We start from the raw sequence: 16,895 nt of genomic DNA on the forward strand, positions 1-16,895 counted from the left end.
ATGCCGTCAAGAGATATAAAGAAATGTTTATATCTTTATTCGAACCAGTCCCAACGCATTGATCGTTACCAATACTGTCGCGCCGGTATCGGCGAGGATCGCCGGCCAGAGCCCGGTGATGCCGGCAATCGTCGTCACCAGGAACACCGCCTTCAACCCGAGCGCGATGGTAATATTCTGCAGGATGTTGCGCATCGTGCGTTTGGACAGTTCAATCATCCGTGCGACGTCGCCGACGCGTCCGTGCAACACGGCGGCATCGGCCGTCTCCAGCGCCACATCGGTGCCGCCGCCCATGGCGATGCCGATATCGGCAGCAGCCAGCGCCGGCGCATCGTTGATGCCGTCGCCGACCTTGGCGACGATGAAGCCCTGGCGCTTCAATTCGCCGACGACTTGCTGCTTGTCTTCCGGCATCATCTCGCCGCGCCAGTCGATGCCGAGCATGCCGGCAACGGCTGCCGCCGTTCGCTTGTTGTCGCCCGTCAGCATGATCGCCTTGACGCCTGCCAATTTCAGTGTGGAGAGCCCGGCCTGCGCATCCCCGCGCGGCTCGTCGCGCATGGCGATGAGGCCGGCCGCAACACCATCGACGAGCAGGACCGAGACACTCTTGCCTTCGTCGTTCAGAACAGTGATGCGCGCTTCCTGTTCGCCGTCCAGCGCGCCGCGCTCGCGGGCAGCGGGCGGCGACAGCAGGTCCAGCGTCTCGCCGCCGACCTTGCCGCTGATACCCTTGCCCGGCAGTGCTTCCAGCTCGAAAGCCGGCGGCACGGGAAGGCCGTCCGCCTTGGCGCGGTTAAGGATCGCCAGCGCCAAGGGATGGCTGGAACCCTGCTCCAGCACCGCGGCGCGCGAGAGCACCTGCGCCTCGCTCAATCCGAAGGAAACGATATCGGTCACCTGAGGCTTGCCTTCCGTCAGCGTGCCTGTCTTGTCGAAGGCGACCATCGTCACCTTGCCGAGCGTTTCCAGCACTGCGCCGCCCTTCATCAGCAGCCCGCGCCGCGCACCCGCCGAAAGCGACGCGGCGATTGCCGCTGGCGTCGAAATGACGAGCGCGCAGGGGCAGCCAATCAGCAGGATGGCAAGGCCCTTATAGACCCATTCATTCCACAAGCCGCCGAACAACAGCGGCGGCAAGACCGCAACAAGTGCTGCGATCACGACCACGCCGGGCGTGTAATAGCGCGAGAACCGATCGATGAAGCGTTCCGTCGGCGCCTTGGATTCCTGCGCTTCCTCCACCAGCTTGACGACGCGGGCGATGGTATTGTCGGCAGCGGCCGCCGTGACGCGGACCCTGAGCACCGCGTCGCCATTCACCGTTCCGGCGAAGACGACGGCATCGACGCCCTTGCGCACCGGCGTGCTTTCGCCCGTTACCGGCGCCTCGTCGATCGCGCTCTCGCCCGAGATGATGATGCCGTCCGCCGAAATGCGGTCGCCCGGACGCACCATGATGATCGCGCCGACGACAAGGCTCTCCGCCGGCACCTCCCGCGTCTGACCGTTCTCTTCGAGCAGCGCATTCTTCGGCACCAGCGCGGTCAGCGACTGGATGCTTTCGCGCGCCTTGCCGGCGGCCACGCCCTCCAGCAGCTCACCGACGAGGAACAGGAATACGACGGTCGCCGCCTCCTCCCCCGCATTGATGATGACGGCGCCGACGGCAGCGATCGTCATCAGCATCTCGATCGAAAATGGCGTGCCGGAGAGAGCCGCCATGACCGCCCGCCGCGCGATCGGCACCAGACCGACCAGCATGGCGATGATGAAGGCATAAGATCCGATCGCCGGCACCAGATGGCCGATCGCATAGGCGGCAATCAGCGCTGCACCCGAGAAGATGGTCAGCCGGCCCTTCTTGCTCTGCCACCAGGGACCGGTCGTCGGCCCATGGTCATGTCCATGCAGACCTTCGATTTCCTTTTCGCCACGGGCAAGGCCGTGATCGTGACCTGCGTGATCGTGGTCATGGCCTTCGTGATCGTGATCGTGACCCACGTGATCGCCGTGATCGCCGTGATCATGCGAGCCGTGGTCATGTGTCGGCGCCACGCCTCCGGCAAAGGGCGAGACGGAATATCCGAGCCCCGTCACCTTCTTCTCGATCGCCTTGAGATCGCTGCCGTCATGCCGGACGGTCATCGTGCCGGCCATCACCGAGACGGAAACATCCGCGACACCCGCCACGCGCCTGACCGCGGTATCGATCTTGGTTGCACAGGAGGCGCAATCCATGCCGCCGACCCGGTATCGTGTCTCGCTCGTTTCAGCCATGATCCGCTTCCTTGTCAAACAGAAGCATCTCTCCTACATCCTCTAGCGACTAGAGGTGCAAGAGAAAAATCATGAAAAAGATCACCATTGGTGAAGCGGCTCGCCAGAGCGGCGTCAAAGTGCCGACGGTGCGTTATTACGAAAGCATCGGCCTGCTCGCCGCGCCGAGCCGCAGCGAGGGCAACCAGCGCTCCTTCGAGCCCGCCGACATCAGCCGCCTCGCCTTCATTCGCCATGCCCGCGAACTCGGTTTCGAGATCGAGGCGATCCGCACGCTGCTCACCCTGCAGGATGATCCGCACCAATCCTGCGCCTCGGCCGATGCCATCGCCAAGGCCCGCCTCGTCGAGGTCGAACAGCGCATCCGCAGCCTGATGGCGCTGAAGGCCGAGCTGGAAACCATGGTGGAAGGCTGCGGCCATGGCCGGGTCGACCAATGCCGCGTCATCGAGGTTCTCGCCGACCACGGCCAGTGCACGCATTCGCGCCACTGACGAACTGACAATCTTGCAAGCAACCAACGCCCACGTCAAAACTGCAGCAGAAAGAATCGGGCGAAGGCATCCATGAACCAGAAGCGAATTGCCATCATCGGCGGCGGCCCGGCGGGCCTTGCGGCCGCCGAACTGCTTTCGCTCTCCGGCCATGCGGTGACGGTTTACGACGCCATGCCGACCTTCGCCCGCAAGTTCCTGCTGGCCGGCAAGTCGGGCCTGAACATCACCCATTCCGAAGATTATGCCCGTTTCGCCACGCGCTTCGGCGCCGCCGCCGGCCGTCTGCGTCCCGCGCTTGATGCCTTTACCCCTGGCGATATCAGGGATTGGGCAGCGGGGCTCGGGACGGAAACTTTCGTCGGCTCGTCCGGTCGGGTTTTTCCAACGGTGATGAAAGCCTCTCCCTTGCTGCGCGCCTGGCTCAGGCGATTGGAGGCGCAGGGCGTCACGCTGCGCAGCCGTCATCGCTGGGTCGGTTTTGCCGAGGAGGGCTACCTTTTCGAAACGCCCGAAGGACGCAGCATCGTCCATTGCGACGCCGCCCTGCTGGCGCTCGGCGGCGCAAGCTGGCCGCGCCTCGGCTCCGATGCGCGCTGGCTGCCCTGGCTATCGGAGAAAGGCGTCGAGATCGACGCCTTCCAGCCCGCCAATTGCGGCTTCGTCGTCGGCTGGAGCCAAAATTTCAGCGAGCGTTTCGCCGGCGAGCCGGTGAAGTCGGTCACCGCTACATCCGAGGCCGGCACCTTTCCCGGCGAATTCGTCATCACTGCAAGCGGCATCGAGGGCAGCCTCGTCTATGCCAATGCCGCCAGCCTCCGCGACCGGCTTCTGACCCACGGCAGCGCGGCCCTGACGCTCGACCTCACCCCGGGCCGGACGACCGAAAGGCTGGCGCGCGATCTTGCGCGGCAGGATGCCAAATCGAGCTTCTCAAACCGCCTGCGCAAGGGCGCCGGCCTCGACGGCGTCAAGGCGGCCTTGCTGCGCGAACTCGCCCCCGAGCGCAACCGGACCGACCCCGAACGTCTCGCCGGCATAATCAAAGCCCTGCCGATCCCCGTTCTGGCAACCCGGCCGATCGCCGAAGCGATTTCCTCGGCCGGCGGCATCCGCTGGAGCGGCATCGACGACGGCTTCATGCTGAAGGCGCTGCCGGGCACCTTCGTCGCCGGCGAGATGCTCGACTGGGAGGCACCGACCGGCGGTTATCTCCTCACCGCCTGTCTGGCGACCGGCCGGGCGGCGGCGCGCGGCATCGAAGCCTGGATCCAGCGCTAGGCCGAGGCCGGATGGAATGTCATGGCAAGGCCGTTCATGCAGTAGCGAAGCCCTGTCGGCTTCGGGCCGTCATCGAAAACATGCCCGAGATGGCCACCGCAGCGGCTACAATGCACAGCGGTCCGCACCATGCCGAAGGTGGAGTCGTTCTCGGTGCCGACGGCATCTTTCAGCGGCGCCCAGAAGCTTGGCCAGCCGGTGCCGCTATCGAATTTGGTCGCCGAGGAAAAAAGGTCCTGATTGCAGCCGGCGCAGGCGAAATTGCCCTTCCGCTCCTCGTGCAGCAAGGCGCTGGTAAAGGGGGATTCCGTTCCCGCCTGGCGCAGGACAGTATATTGATCCGGCGTCAGCAGCTTGCGCCATTCAGCCTCGCTATGCGTCACCGCGAAGGTCTCGCCGGCAAACGCCTTGCCGGCCAGGCCCAAGTGAACCGCGAGCGTCCCGAAAGCGACACCCATCAGCAACAATCGTCTGTTCATCATCGTCGGATCTCCTCGCCGGCAAACTTCGTTTCTGCACAGAACTACGGACAGGAGCGGTCTTTTGTTACACGATGACGGCTCGAACACCGAAATGTGAATTCAACCGTTTTGTCGGGAAGAGCCGCACATGGATAACCACCAGGCGCCGGCTGATTGCAAACCCGCCGCTTTTCCATCAGACTATGCTGAACTTCGGTGGGAGGAGCCGATGCACGAACACTCTGCACATGCCGAGCATGTCTACACGTCCGCCCAGCGCGATTCCGCTGCCGCCAGTTCGCCGGTGGTCGCCTCCTGGCGGCGATGCATGACCATGCACCAGCTCGCCCCCGAGGATGAACGGGCGCCGCTGCGCCTGACCGACGAGGAATTCCGCCGTGCCCGCGAGCAGTCCGGGCAGCTGATCGCCAGCGCGACGGAAGAACTCGATCGCCTCTTTAACACCGTTGGCAAGGCCGGCTGCTGCCTGCTTCTGACCGACAAGAACGGCATCGCCTTGGAACGCCGTGGGGCTGCCGGCGACGACAAGGAATTTCACGAACTCGGCCTCTGGACCGGCTCGGTCTGGACCGAGGCAAGCATCGGCACCAACGGCATCGGCACCGCACTTGCCGACGAGCGCGCCGTCGCCATCTTCCGCGACCAGCATTTTTTCTGCTCGAATACCAGCCTCAGCTGCACGACCGCGCCGATCCGCGATCATCGTGGCCGGCTGGCCGCAGCCCTCGACATCTCCACCTGCCGTGAAGACGTCAACGAGATGACCTTGGCGATCCTGACGCAGACCGTGCGCGATGCGGCGATGCGTATCGAACTCAACCTCTTCCGTTCGGCCTTCACAGGCGCCCGCTTTCTGATGGTCCCGGCCGGCGCCAATTCCGCCGCCGCCCTGCTTGCCGTCGACCGGCACGACCTCGTGCTCGGCGCGACACGGGCCGCCCGCATCGCGCTGCAGCTGGACGACAAGCGGATTGCCGCCGGCATTCCGGCCGCCGATGCGCTGCATGAAGCTGGTGTCTCACAGCAGGAAGAGATTATCGAAGCGGAAAAGGCAGCCTTGCTGCGGGCACTGTCGCGCACCAGCGGCAACGTCTCGCAGGCAGCCGTCGCGCTCGGCATCAGCCGCGCCACCCTGCACCGGAAGATGAAGAAGTTCGACCTGCATTGACGAAGCGGCCGAAGGTTCCGCCGACAACTGCGGTCCTTATGCGATCTGTCGCATAGCTGCGACAGTGTGCGCTGCGGTATTGATGCCGGCCCCTATTCCCTTCGTCAAAACATGCACATTTTCCTCCCACTGGTTCACTTGGAACCTGGATCATCATGGGAGGATGACATGCTTCATCAGAAAATCGTCGAGTCGCCGTTCAAGCTGAAATACGGCAATTATATCGGCGGCGAATGGCGCGAGCCGGTCGAAGGCAAATATTTCGAAAACCTGACGCCCGTCACCGGCGGCAAGCTCTGCGACATTCCCCGTTCCAATGAAAAGGACATCAATCTGGCGCTCGACGCCGCCCATGCGGCCAAGGAAAAATGGGGCCGCACCTCGGCTGCCGAACGCTCCAATATCCTGATGAAGATCGCCCAGCGCATGGAAGACAAGCTGGAATTGCTCGCCCAGGCCGAAACCTGGGACAACGGCAAGCCGATCCGCGAGACCATGGCGGCAGACATTCCGCTGGCGATCGACCACTTCCGCTACTTCGCTTCCTGCATCCGCGCCCAGGAAGGGTCGATCGGCGAGATCGACCACGATACTGTCGCCTATCACTTCCACGAACCGCTCGGCGTCGTCGGCCAGATCATTCCGTGGAACTTCCCGATCCTGATGGCCACCTGGAAGCTGGCGCCGGCACTTGCCGCCGGCAACTGTGTCGTCCTCAAGCCTGCCGAGCAGACCCCGGCTTCGATCCTGCTCTGGGCCGAATTGGTCGGCGATCTCCTGCCGCCCGGCGTGCTCAACATCGTCAACGGTTTCGGCCTCGAGGCCGGCAAGCCGCTGGCGACCAGCCCCCGCGTTGCCAAGATCGCCTTCACCGGCGAGACGACGACCGGCCGGCTGATCATGCAATATGCCAGCCAGAACCTCATTCCGGTGACGCTGGAACTCGGCGGCAAATCGCCGAACATCTTCTTCGCCGATGTGATGGCCGAGGATGACGATTTCCTCGACAAGGCGCTCGAAGGCTTTGCGATGTTTGCCTTGAACCAGGGCGAAGTCTGCACCTGCCCGAGCCGCGCCCTCGTCCAGGAATCGATCTATGACCGCTTCATGGAAAAGGCCGTCAAACGCGTCGAAGCGATCAAGCAGGGCAATCCGCTCGACAGCGCGACGATGATCGGCGCCCAGGCCTCGACGGAGCAGCTGGAAAAGATCCTCGCCTATCTCGACATCGGCAAGCAAGAAGGCGCCGAGGTGCTGACCGGCGGCACGCGCAACGATCTCGGCGGCGACCTGGCGAACGGCTACTACGTCAAGCCGACGATCTTCAAGGGTCACAACAAGATGCGTGTGTTCCAGGAGGAGATCTTCGGGCCGGTGGTTTCGGTCACGACTTTCAAGAACGAGAAGGAAGCGCTCGAAATCGCCAACGACACGCTCTACGGCCTCGGCGCCGGCGTCTGGAGCCGCGACGCCAATCGCTGCTACCGCTTCGGCCGCGAGATCCAGGCCGGCCGCGTCTGGACCAATTGCTACCACGCCTACCCGGCCCATGCCGCCTTCGGCGGCTACAAGCAGTCCGGTATCGGCCGTGAAACCCACAAGATGATGCTCGAGCACTACCAGCAGACCAAGAACATGCTGGTGAGCTACAGCCCGAAGGCGCTCGGCTTCTTCTGAGACTGATATGGGAGAGGTTTAAAACCCCTCCCCACAAGGGGGAGGGGCTGACGATGCCGCTCCACCAGCTTTCCTTGCCGAACTCTCAGCAAGGCGATATGCCGCTTTTAGAGCGAGGCATTTCAATAAGTTAAGTCCCTCCCCCTTGTGGGGAGGGTTGGGGAGGGGAATCCCTTTCCCCAAACGTGCGGAGGAAAACCATGGAAACCACCGTCAACGGCGAACCGCGTGTGCTCGCGACCGACGCGGCACTCGCGCTGATCGCAGAGATCACGCGCGATCATCCCGATATCCTCTTCCACCAGTCCGGCGGCTGCTGCGACGGCTCTTCGCCGATGTGTTATCCGGCTAATGAATTCATGGTCGGTGATAGCGACGTCAAACTCGGCGAGATCGGCGGCGTGCCGGTCTATATCAGCGCCAGCCAGTTCGAGGCGTGGAAACATACCCAGCTGATCATCGATGTCGTGCCCGGCCGCGGCGGCATGTTCTCGCTCGATAATGGCCGCGAGAAACGCTTCCTCACCCGCTCCCGCCTCTTCGGCGGCGGCGAGGCCTGCGCCGTCCCGGATGTGAGAGCCCGGCCGCTTTGAGCGGGAATTTCGCCTGTAGTATTCCCATAGTACCTTCTGCCTGTCGCTGTTTGCTAATCTCCAGCCGTTGGTTTCAAAGGAGGATACGATGCCAGCCTCAAAGATCCTGATGATCACCGGTGATTTCACCGAAGATTACGAAACGATGGTGCCGTTCCAGACGCTGCTCGCCTGCGGCTATACGGTCGATGCCGTCTGCCCCGGCAAGAAGGCCGGCGAGACGGTCGCCACCGCCATCCATGATTTCGAGGGCGACCAGACCTATTCGGAAAAGCGCGGTCATAATTTCGCGTTGAACGCCACCTTCGACAGCGTGCGCGCCGAAGATTACGATGCCCTCGTCATTCCCGGCGGCCGCGCGCCCGAATATCTTCGTCTCAATGCCGACGTCATCAAATCCGTCCGGCATTTCTTCGACGCCGGAAAACCCGTCGCCGCCATCTGTCACGGCGCACAACTGCTTGCCGCCGCCGGCGTGCTGAAGGGCCGCACCTGCTCTGCCTATCCGGCCTGCCGGCCTGAGGTCGAGCTTGCAGGCGGCATCTATGCCGACATATCAATCAGCGACGCGGTTTCGGACGGCAACCTGGTCACGGCGCCAGCCTGGCCGGCCCACCCGTCGTGGCTGCGTCAGTTCATGGCCGTGCTCGATGCGGCAGCCCTGCTCGAAATCAACGCCGCCTGAGGAGGCTGGCACCGGGAGAACGACATGTGCGAACTGTTTATCAAGGCGGATGCACGGCTTTGGGAAAGCACCACCCGGTCGCTGCGCATCGACGGCATGGTCACCAGTGTCAGGCTGGAGAATTTCTTCTGGTCGAAGCTCGAAGAAATAGCCCGTCGCGACGGCATGAATGTCGTCCAGCTGATCACCCGGCTGCATCATGAATCGATCGATGCCGGCCATGATCTCGGAAACTTCACCTCTTTCCTGCGCGTCTGCTGCGCCCGTTATCTCGACCTGCAGCTTACCGGCGACATCCCGGCCGATGTCGCCCGTCCGATCTCAGACCTGGACGCACCCGTCATCCTTGGCCGAGAAGGGGCGAAGTATCACTGAAGGCCGGTCTGGCAGGACCAAGCACTGACGGGCAACTCCCGCGGATCGCTCCGCGGGAGTTCCGCAAGGTCTCTGATTTTGTCTGGAGCAATTCCAGGCAAAGTGCGAAGCGCTTTTTTCGGGATTTGCACAAAAAAACAAAAGGTTAGACCGATTCTGCGCTTCTGTGAAAAGTTGAGCCGCTTGCGACGGCGGGCTTGCGCTGCCGGGCAGACTGGATCAACTATGCCCGCACCACTCAACACACCACCGTCAGGAGAACGATTGTGATGATGAACGAGCAGAAAGCCGTGATCGTCACGGGAGCCGGCGGCAATCTCGGCAGCGCCGTCGTCCGCGAGTTGGCTGCCGGCGGCGCGAAACTCGTCTGCATGAACCGTTCGAGCCAGGAGTTGGAAGTCTTGGCCGGCGATCTTCCCGCCTCTACGGAATTTTTGTCGATCGCCGGGACGGATCTCACCGATTATGCCTCCTGCGCCGCCGCCGTCGCCCGAGCCGTCAAGCGCTTCGGCGGGGTCAGCGCATTGGTCAATACCGTCGGCGGCTTCCAGATGGGACCGGTCGGTCCGGATGCTCCCGCCCAATGGGAGACGATGATGACCGCCAACGCCCGCACCGCGCTGACGATCAGCGCCGCGGTTCTCCCGACGATGAAGGCATCAGGTTACGGTCGCATCGTTCACGTCGCTGCCGCACCAGGCCTGAAGGCCGGCCCCAATCAGGCCGCTTACGCCGCCTCGAAAGCCGCCGTCATCCGGCTGACCGAAGCGCTCGCTGCCGAATGCCGCGACGACCGCATCACCGCCAACTGCATCCTCCCCGGGACGATCGACACGCCCGAGAATCGCGCCGTCATGCCCAATGCGAAAACGGAGGGCTGGGTATCGCCTCAATCGATCGCCCGCCTCATCGCCTTCCTGATTTCACCGGCCGCAGCCGTCGTCACCGGCGCGGCGATCCCGGCAACCGGGCGCGAATAACGCAAGGCGCGGCGTGATCTGCGGCCGCTCCTTTGCTCGGATCAGTGGGCGGTGAACGACGAATCTGCAAGTTTTGGTCCCCGACATACGATCTGACTTGAGCTTCTGTTCGCCTTAAGGCAGCCTCATCTCCGCCGGCTCAGATGGTGGGCAGGAGACAGCGGGCGGACCTATGGTGGTGATGATCGCATTGCGGCGGCATTTGCCAGGAAGCGGGTGGTTTCGATGACGGACGGTCCGGCATTGCACGCCGTCAGCGCCACCGATCTGCTGCGCGAGGAATGGTTCCTCGGCGTCAGCCTCGCAACGAGCTTGGTCTTTCTTGCTTTCCAGGAACAGCTCTTCGCACAGCTCTCCGATCCACTTTGGTTCACTGTGGTTTTCGGCTGGCTGTTTGCCGTGGTGCTCGGCTCCGCTCTGTCGGTCGTGCGGCACGCAGACCATCTGGCGGAGCGGCTGAAGGAGCCTTACGGCACGCTCATTCTGACGCTTGCCATCACCTCGATCGAGGTGATGGCCATATCAGCCGTCATGCTTCACGGCGAAAACAATCCGACGCTTGCGCGCGACACGCTGTTTGCAGTCGTCATGATCATTCTGAACGGCATGGTCGGCCTGTCGTTGCTGCTGGGCGCATGGCGGTGGCCGGAGCAGCAGCATAACCTGCAGGGCGCCAACGCCTATCTCGGGGTGATCGTGCCGCTGGCGACGCTCAGTCTGGTCATGCCGACATTTCTTGCAGGCGCGGGCGGACAGCATCCATCGGCAGCAAGACAACTGATACTGGGCGTCATATCGGTCGGCCTTTATGCCACATTCCTGTCTCTCCAGGCCGGCCGCCATCACGATTATTTCACCACCGATCGCAACCACGATCAGCATCCCGGCGAACCCGCTCCCCCTCGCGGGCAGCTCTGGCCCCATACCGTTTTGCTCTTCGCCTATATGGGCCCGGTCGTCTTTCTGGTCGAGCAGCTTGCACGGCCGATCGACTACATTATCGAAACCCTGCATGCGCCCACCGCATTCGGCGGCGTTGTCATGGCCATCCTTGTCGCGACGCCCGAGGCGATCAGCGCCGTGCGCGCATCCATCGCCGATAATCTTCAGCGCTCCGTCAATATCTTTTTGGGTTCGGTCTTATCGACGATCGGGCTGACCGTGCCGGCGATGCTGGTCGTTAGCCGTCTTTACGGGCACCCGGTCACCCTCGGCCTGGAACACGGCGATCTGGTGATGCTGGTGCTCACTCTCGCCGTCAGCATCATCACCTTTGCCAGCGGCCGCACGCATCTGATGCAGGGTGCCGTGCATCTCGTGCTTTTCCTGGCTTACGTGCTGCTCATTTTCCAGCAATGATGTCCGCCGGCGCGAGAACAGAAAAGTAAAGAGTTCCACGCCCCCTCTACCTTCCGCTATGATGACAGCAGCAATTGCACAACCTGCAAGCATCGCAATGCTTGCTGGATTGACGTAACGATACGGAGACCGGACTTGAGCTCACTGTTGCTTGGCGGGCTTGTATTTGTTTTTCTGTCGGCGGCAACATCGATAGGAATGATGGTGCGCGGCCGCTTGCCGGATCATCATCTCAGCTCGGAATCCAAGGATGTCATCAGGCTCGCGACCGCGGTGGTGGGAACGCTGTCGGCCTTGGCGCTCGGCCTGCTGATCGCGTCCGCCAAATCGGCCTATGACAATGCCGAAGTGGAAATGAGAACGGCGGCGGCGCGGGTCCTCCTGCTGGACCGCGTCATGGCGCAATACGGCCCGGAGACCGACAATGCGCGCCGGCTGCTGCGCCAACTTATCGAAAGACGGCTGAGCCGCGGCTGGACTGCCGAGACTACCGACGCGGCATCCGGCAAGGCGCTGGGGGAGTATCAGGATATAGAGGCTGTCCAGGGTGACCTTCGATCCCTGTCGCCAAGAGATGCCGTCCAGCACGCTCTCCAGACACGCGCCCTCGATGTCAGCGGCATGGTGGCGGAAACTCACTGGCTGCTGGTCGAATCCGGCAGTGAGGGCCTGCCCGGGGCGTTCCTGGCAGTTCTCGTCTGTTGGCTCTCGCTGCTTTTTGCAACCTTCGGCCTGCAGGCGCCGCCCAACCCGACGGTGCTGTCCATTCTCTTTGTCTGCGCGCTTTCCGTTGCGGGCGCGGTCTTCCTGATCTCGGATATGGCCAACCCCTACATCGGGCTGGTCCGCGTTTCGGACGCACCCTTGCAATCCGCCATGGAACGGCTCGGGAGACCGTAGCCGCCCACGAACCCCTCGTGCCCCGGGGTCTTCGTGGCTCAAACAGTTCAATTGCGCCCCAAGGGCTATTGCAATTTTTTGGAATGCCGCGACATAATATCGCATGCCTTGAACCTTCGGCAGGCCGATTGGGGGTCGCCGTCGAGGCACGCATGCAAACTGTGACTCTTGACCTGTCGAGGCGGCGACAATGCGTGGGAGATTGCATCAGGCTCTGCGACTTTTTGTGACATTTGCCGGCATGGCAATTCTCGCCGGCTGCGAGGAGAGCGGCAACAGCTACGTTCCCCCTCCGCCGCCTGCAGTTCGGATCGCGCAGCCGATCCAGCAGCCGGTGACGCTCTATTTCGAACTCACCGGCAATACGGCGCCACTCAATGCCGTCGATATAGAGGCGCGCGTCCAGGGCTATATCCAATCCATCGACTACCAGGACGGCATGCTGGTGAAGAAGGGCACCAAGCTTTTCGGCATCGAGCGCGACACCTACCAGGCGCAACTGGATCAGGCCAAGGCATCGCTCGCCTCGCAGCAGGCCTCACAGGTCGGCGCAAAGCAGGAATATGACCGGCAGGTCAATTTGTCGAAACAACAGGTCACCACCCAGACCGCGGTCGACAGCGCCAAGGCAACGCTCGACGAGGCGAATGCCGCCATTCTGAACGCCCAGGCCAATGTCGAACTCGCGACGATCAACCTCGGCTATACCGAGGTGCTTGCTCCCTTCGACGGCATCGTCACGGATCACCTCGTCGATATCGGCACGCTGGTCGGCGTGTCCGGCCCCACCAAACTCGCCAGCATCGTCCAGACCGATCCGCTTTACGCCTATTTCAACGTCAGCGAAACGCAGGTGCTGATGATCAAGCAGACCCTGGCAAAGCAGGGACATACTTTCAGGCAGACGGACCTTCCGAACATACCTGCGAAGATCGGCCTGCAGACGGAGGAAGGTTACCCGCACAAGGGACATCTCGACTACGTATCGCCTCAGCTCGATGCCTCCACCGGCACGCTTCAGGTGCGCGCCCTGTTCGACAACAAGGATCATGCCATGCTGCCCGGCCTTTTCGTACGGGTTCGGGTGCCGGTCGGCCACAACGACAAGGCCCTGCTGGTGCGCGACGATACAATCGGAACGAACCAGCTGGGCAGCTACGTGCTCGCTCTCGGCAAGGATGACGTCATCGAACAGAAGCGGGTGAAGACGGGCCAGCGTGAAGGTCAGCTCCGCGTCATCGAGTCCGGTCTCGATCCGGCCGACTGGATCGTTGTCCAAGGTGTTCAGCAAGCCGTTCCCGGCAGCAAGGTCACGCCTGAGAAGATCGAAATGAACCCGACGGCCAATGCCGCCGGCGATGCCAAGACCAAAACCACAACGCAATGAATTCGCCACCACGCTTCATCTGAACGTCTGAGGACAACAGCATGATCTCGCGTTTCTTCATCGAGCGGCCGGTACTCGCCAACGTCCTGGCATTGGTCTTCGTGCTCGTCGGCGCGGTCGCCCTGTTCCAGCTGCCTGTAGCGCAATATCCGAATGTCGTCCCGCCGACGGTGCAGGTGACGACGCGCTTCCCCGGCGCCAGCGCACAGACCCTCATCGACACCGTGGCCCTGCCGATCGAGCAGCAGGTCAACGGCGTGCAGGACATGCTCTACATGCAGTCGACCAGCGCCAGCGACGGCACGTATGCGCTGACCGTAACCTTTGCCATCGGCACGGATCCGGATCAGGCCCAGGTTCTGGTGCAGAACCGCGTCGCCATAGCAATGTCGTCGCTTCCCGAAGCGGTGCAGCTTCAAGGCGTGACAACCCAGAAGAAATCGACGGCGATCCTCGGTTTCGTCACGCTGACCTCGCCCGACAGCCGTTATGACAGCCTGTTTCTCTCGAACTACGCCGTCATCAACCTGCAGAACGAGCTTGCCCGCCTGCCCGGCGTCGGCAACGTGACGGTGTTCGGTGCCGGCCAATATGCCATGCGGATCTGGATGGATCCGAACCTGCTGCAGGCGCGCGGCCTGACGCCGCAGGATGTCGTCAATGTCGTGCAGCTGCAGAGCCAGGAGGTCACCGCCGGCCAGATCGGCATTCCGCCGGTGCCGAGAGGCCAGGTCTTCCAATACACGCTGAATGTCAACGGCCGGCTGAACGAGGCCACCGACTACGAGAACATCGTCGTCAAGGTCGAAAGCGGACAGGGCGGCCGCATCACCCGCGTCCGCGATATCGGCCGCGTCGAGCTCGGCGCCCAGACCTACAGCCAATCCTTCACGCAAAACGGCCACCCGGCCGCCGGCATCGGCATTTTCCAGCTGCCGGAGGCGAACGCCATTGCCGTGGCGCAGGCGGTGAATACGAAGATGGCGGAGCTCTCGAAGAGTTTTCCGCCGGGCCTCGAATATCATCTGCCGTTCGACACGACGAAATTCGTCAAGGCCTCCATCGACGAGGTCTACGTCACCCTGATCGAAGCGGGCGTGCTCGTTCTCATCGTCATTCTGGTTTTCCTGCAGGATTGGCGGGCGATGCTCGTGCCGGCGACCACCGTTCCCGTCACCATCATTGGCGCCTTCGCGGCCATGGCGGCACTGGGCTTCACGGTCAACCTGTCGACGCTGTTTGCCATCGTTCTCGCCATCGGCATCGTCGTCGATGATGCCATCGTCATCGTTGAAGGCGTCGCCCGGCACATCGAGGCCGGCATGCCCGGCCGAAAGGCGGCCGAGAAGGCGATGGAGGAACTGCTCGGCCCGGTCATCGGCATCACGCTGGTGCTGATGGCCGTTTTCATTCCGGCCGCCTTCCTGCCCGGCCTGACCGGCCAGCTCTATCGGCAGTTCGCGCTCGTCATCGCCGCCACCGCGCTGATCAGCGCCGTCAATGCCGTGACGCTGAAGCCGACGCAATGCGCCCTCTGGCTGCGAGCCCCGGTGCCGCCCGAGAAACGCAACATCTTCTACCGCGGCTTCAACAGAGGCTATGATTGGGGCGAACGCCACTATGCCGGGTTGATCGGATCGATGACCCGCCACAGCGGCATGATGGCGATCGCCGCACTTGCGCTGATCGGCATCGCCATCTGGGGGCTGTCGCGACTGCCGACCGCATTCCTGCCTATCGAGGATCAGGGTTATGCGCTGATCAGCGCTCAGTTGCCCGACGGCGCCTCGAAGGAGCGGACCGATGCCGTGATGGAAGAGGTCGGCAAAATCGCCGAAGCCGCGCCCGGAGTCGATCAGGTGCTGACAATCAGCGGCCTTTCCGTTCTCGACAACAATGCCAGCTTGCAGAATGCCGGCGTCGCCTATGTCATTCTCAAGGATTGGGACGAGCGCGGCAAACAGAAGGGACAGGACCTGCTGTCAATCTATCAGCATCTGAACGACGCGCTGCAGCATGTGCTAACCGCAAAAACGCTGGTGGTCGTGCCGCCTCCGATCCAGGGCATCGGCAATGCCAACGGCTTTACCATGCAGGTCGAGCTCCGCAACGGCGTCTCCGACTATCCGCTGCTACAATCGCTTGCCGATACGATCGTCAAGAATGGCAATGCCCAGTCATCGCTGCAAAGGCTGAGTACGCCGTTTCGCTCGAACGTGCCGCAGCTTGCGGTCTCCGTCGATCGCATCAAGGCGGAGACGCTGGGAATTACGGTGGGGCAGGTTTTCTCCGCCCTCTCCGGCTATGTCGGATCGAGCTATGTCACACAATTCAACAAATTCGGCCGCACCTTCCAGGTCTATGCGCAAGCCGCATCCGATTTCCGTGTCAGCCCAGATGACATCCGCAATCTGAAGGTCAAGGCCGGCGACGGGACGATGGTGCCGCTCGGCACCGTCGTCGATGTCACCACGACGCAAGGCCCTTCGCTGATCAGCCTCTACAATCTCTATCCCACCGCCACCATCGTCGGCGGACCGGCCGCCGGTTTCAGTTCCGGCCAGTCGCTCGAGGTCATGGAGCAGATCGCCGATCATACATTGCCGGCGGGAACCGGCTTCGAATGGACGGCCCTCTCCTATCAGGAGAAGGCCGTCGGCGGGCAGATCTACTTCGTCTTCGCGCTCGCCATGCTGCTCGTCTATTTCGTGCTCGCCGGCCAATATGAAAGCTGGATCCTGCCGCTGGCGGTCATTTTTGCTGTGCCGCTCGCCCTGCTCGGCACGGTGGCGGCACTCACGGCAGCAGGTGTGGCCAACAATCTCTATACGCAGATCGGCCTCATCCTGCTGATTGCGCTGGCAGCCAAGAACGCTATCCTCATCGTCGAATATGCGAGGGAAAAACGGGCGGAAGGCATGGAAATCCTGGAGGCGGCCGTGGAGGCCGCCCGCCTGCGCTTCCGGCCGATCCTGATGACGTCCTTCGCCTTCATTCTCGGCGTCCTGCCGCTTGTGCTGGCGACGGGCGCCGGCGCATCGGCCCGCAAATCGATCGGCATATCGGTCTTCAGCGGCATGATCGCCTCGACCTGCCTCGCCATCCTCTTCGTTCCCTCCTTCTACGTGCTGCTGCAGCGCCTCGAGGAACACTGGAAGCGGCGCGGCGCGACCGCGAACAAGCCCGCAAGTATGGCGGAGGCCGAGGTATCGAAAGTCGGGTAGGCCGATC

At 62.6% G+C, this 16,895-nt stretch carries 14 protein-coding genes; 12 read left to right on the forward strand and 2 right to left on the reverse strand.

What is annotated here, in order from left to right:
* Positions 1-27: 27 nt before the first annotated feature.
* Complete coding sequence (locus ATY29_RS21625) at positions 28-2,283, reverse strand: heavy metal translocating P-type ATPase (protein WP_097537293.1); 2,256 nt, start codon at positions 2,281-2,283, stop codon at positions 28-30.
* 71 nt (positions 2,284-2,354) lie between these two features.
* On the opposite strand from ATY29_RS21625, the gene ATY29_RS21630 reads away from it, so the two are divergent.
* Together ATY29_RS21630 and ATY29_RS21635 are read left to right on the forward strand one after the other, a co-directional pair.
* Positions 2,355-2,777 carry a MerR family transcriptional regulator gene (locus tag ATY29_RS21630; protein WP_003566912.1) on the forward strand — a complete coding sequence of 141 codons (423 nt, stop codon included), beginning with the start codon at positions 2,355-2,357 and terminating at the stop codon, positions 2,775-2,777.
* 72 nt (positions 2,778-2,849) lie between these two features.
* Positions 2,850-4,058 carry a TIGR03862 family flavoprotein gene (locus ATY29_RS21635; protein ID WP_097537294.1) on the forward strand — a complete coding sequence of 403 codons (1,209 nt, stop codon included), beginning with the start codon at positions 2,850-2,852 and terminating at the stop codon, positions 4,056-4,058.
* Here the strand turns inward: ATY29_RS21635 and msrB are convergent.
* Complete coding sequence (gene msrB / locus ATY29_RS21640; protein WP_025417132.1) at positions 4,055-4,540, reverse strand: peptide-methionine (R)-S-oxide reductase MsrB; 486 nt, start codon at positions 4,538-4,540, stop codon at positions 4,055-4,057. The genes ATY29_RS21635 and msrB overlap by 4 nt on opposite strands.
* A gap of 208 nt (positions 4,541-4,748) precedes the next feature.
* On the opposite strand from msrB, the gene ATY29_RS21645 reads away from it, so the two are divergent.
* From ATY29_RS21645 to ATY29_RS21690, 10 genes are all read left to right on the forward strand, one after another.
* Positions 4,749-5,708, forward strand: a complete 960-nt coding sequence (locus tag ATY29_RS21645; protein WP_025417133.1) for a helix-turn-helix domain-containing protein — start codon at positions 4,749-4,751, stop codon at positions 5,706-5,708.
* Positions 5,709-5,876: 168 nt separating this feature from the next.
* The gene (gene adh, locus ATY29_RS21650; protein WP_025417134.1) at positions 5,877-7,385 is read left to right on the forward strand and encodes an aldehyde dehydrogenase; all 1,509 of its coding nucleotides are present in this window, start codon (positions 5,877-5,879) and stop codon (positions 7,383-7,385) included.
* 200 nt (positions 7,386-7,585) lie between these two features.
* Positions 7,586-7,978: a DUF779 domain-containing protein gene (locus tag ATY29_RS21655; protein ID WP_003566923.1), complete on the forward strand. Its 393-nt coding sequence runs from the start codon at positions 7,586-7,588 to the stop codon at positions 7,976-7,978.
* 88 nt (positions 7,979-8,066) lie between these two features.
* Positions 8,067-8,663 carry a DJ-1/PfpI family protein gene (locus tag ATY29_RS21660; protein ID WP_097537295.1) on the forward strand — a complete coding sequence of 199 codons (597 nt, stop codon included), beginning with the start codon at positions 8,067-8,069 and terminating at the stop codon, positions 8,661-8,663.
* Positions 8,664-8,687: 24 nt separating this feature from the next.
* Positions 8,688-9,038 (forward strand): ribbon-helix-helix domain-containing protein, encoded by a 351-nt coding sequence (locus ATY29_RS21665; protein ID WP_097537296.1) that lies wholly within the window; start codon positions 8,688-8,690, stop codon positions 9,036-9,038.
* A 272-nt stretch (positions 9,039-9,310) separates the two neighbouring features.
* Positions 9,311-10,018, forward strand: coding sequence for an SDR family NAD(P)-dependent oxidoreductase (locus ATY29_RS21670; protein WP_097537307.1), 708 nt, complete (start codon positions 9,311-9,313; stop codon positions 10,016-10,018).
* Between the two features lie 225 nt (positions 10,019-10,243).
* Positions 10,244-11,377 carry a calcium:cation antiporter gene (locus tag ATY29_RS21675; RefSeq protein ID WP_097537297.1) on the forward strand — a complete coding sequence of 378 codons (1,134 nt, stop codon included), beginning with the start codon at positions 10,244-10,246 and terminating at the stop codon, positions 11,375-11,377.
* A gap of 135 nt (positions 11,378-11,512) precedes the next feature.
* The gene (locus ATY29_RS21680; RefSeq protein ID WP_173883750.1) at positions 11,513-12,277 is read left to right on the forward strand and encodes a bestrophin-like domain; all 765 of its coding nucleotides are present in this window, start codon (positions 11,513-11,515) and stop codon (positions 12,275-12,277) included.
* Between the two features lie 190 nt (positions 12,278-12,467).
* Positions 12,468-13,664, forward strand: a complete 1,197-nt coding sequence (locus ATY29_RS21685; protein ID WP_097537298.1) for an efflux RND transporter periplasmic adaptor subunit — start codon at positions 12,468-12,470, stop codon at positions 13,662-13,664.
* A 41-nt stretch (positions 13,665-13,705) separates the two neighbouring features.
* Positions 13,706-16,888, forward strand: coding sequence for an efflux RND transporter permease subunit (locus ATY29_RS21690; protein WP_003566937.1), 3,183 nt, complete (start codon positions 13,706-13,708; stop codon positions 16,886-16,888).
* Positions 16,889-16,895 lie beyond the last annotated feature (7 nt).

Source organism: Rhizobium hidalgonense (assembly GCF_002914525.1).
In the GTDB taxonomy this organism is placed as follows: Bacteria; Pseudomonadota; Alphaproteobacteria; order Rhizobiales; family Rhizobiaceae; genus Rhizobium; species Rhizobium hidalgonense.

Excerpts from the sequence above, each read along its gene's own strand:
- ATY29_RS21690 (WP_003566937.1), top strand. The coding sequence starts at position 13,706 with ATGATCTCGCGTTTCTTCATCGAGCGGCCGGTACTCGCCAACGTCCTG.
- ATY29_RS21685 (WP_097537298.1), top strand. The coding sequence starts at position 12,468 with ATGCGTGGGAGATTGCATCAGGCTCTGCGACTTTTTGTGACATTTGCC.
- ATY29_RS21625 (WP_097537293.1), bottom strand. The coding sequence starts at position 2,283 with ATGGCTGAAACGAGCGAGACACGATACCGGGTCGGCGGCATGGATTGC.
- msrB (WP_025417132.1), bottom strand. The coding sequence starts at position 4,540 with ATGATGAACAGACGATTGTTGCTGATGGGTGTCGCTTTCGGGACGCTC.
- ATY29_RS21635 (WP_097537294.1), top strand. The coding sequence starts at position 2,850 with ATGAACCAGAAGCGAATTGCCATCATCGGCGGCGGCCCGGCGGGCCTT.
- ATY29_RS21670 (WP_097537307.1), top strand. The coding sequence starts at position 9,311 with ATGAACGAGCAGAAAGCCGTGATCGTCACGGGAGCCGGCGGCAATCTC.
- ATY29_RS21630 (WP_003566912.1), top strand. The coding sequence starts at position 2,355 with ATGAAAAAGATCACCATTGGTGAAGCGGCTCGCCAGAGCGGCGTCAAA.
- ATY29_RS21660 (WP_097537295.1), top strand. The coding sequence starts at position 8,067 with ATGCCAGCCTCAAAGATCCTGATGATCACCGGTGATTTCACCGAAGAT.
- ATY29_RS21655 (WP_003566923.1), top strand. The coding sequence starts at position 7,586 with ATGGAAACCACCGTCAACGGCGAACCGCGTGTGCTCGCGACCGACGCG.
- ATY29_RS21645 (WP_025417133.1), top strand. The coding sequence starts at position 4,749 with ATGCACGAACACTCTGCACATGCCGAGCATGTCTACACGTCCGCCCAG.
- adh (WP_025417134.1), top strand. The coding sequence starts at position 5,877 with ATGCTTCATCAGAAAATCGTCGAGTCGCCGTTCAAGCTGAAATACGGC.
- ATY29_RS21675 (WP_097537297.1), top strand. The coding sequence starts at position 10,244 with ATGACGGACGGTCCGGCATTGCACGCCGTCAGCGCCACCGATCTGCTG.
- ATY29_RS21665 (WP_097537296.1), top strand. The coding sequence starts at position 8,688 with ATGTGCGAACTGTTTATCAAGGCGGATGCACGGCTTTGGGAAAGCACC.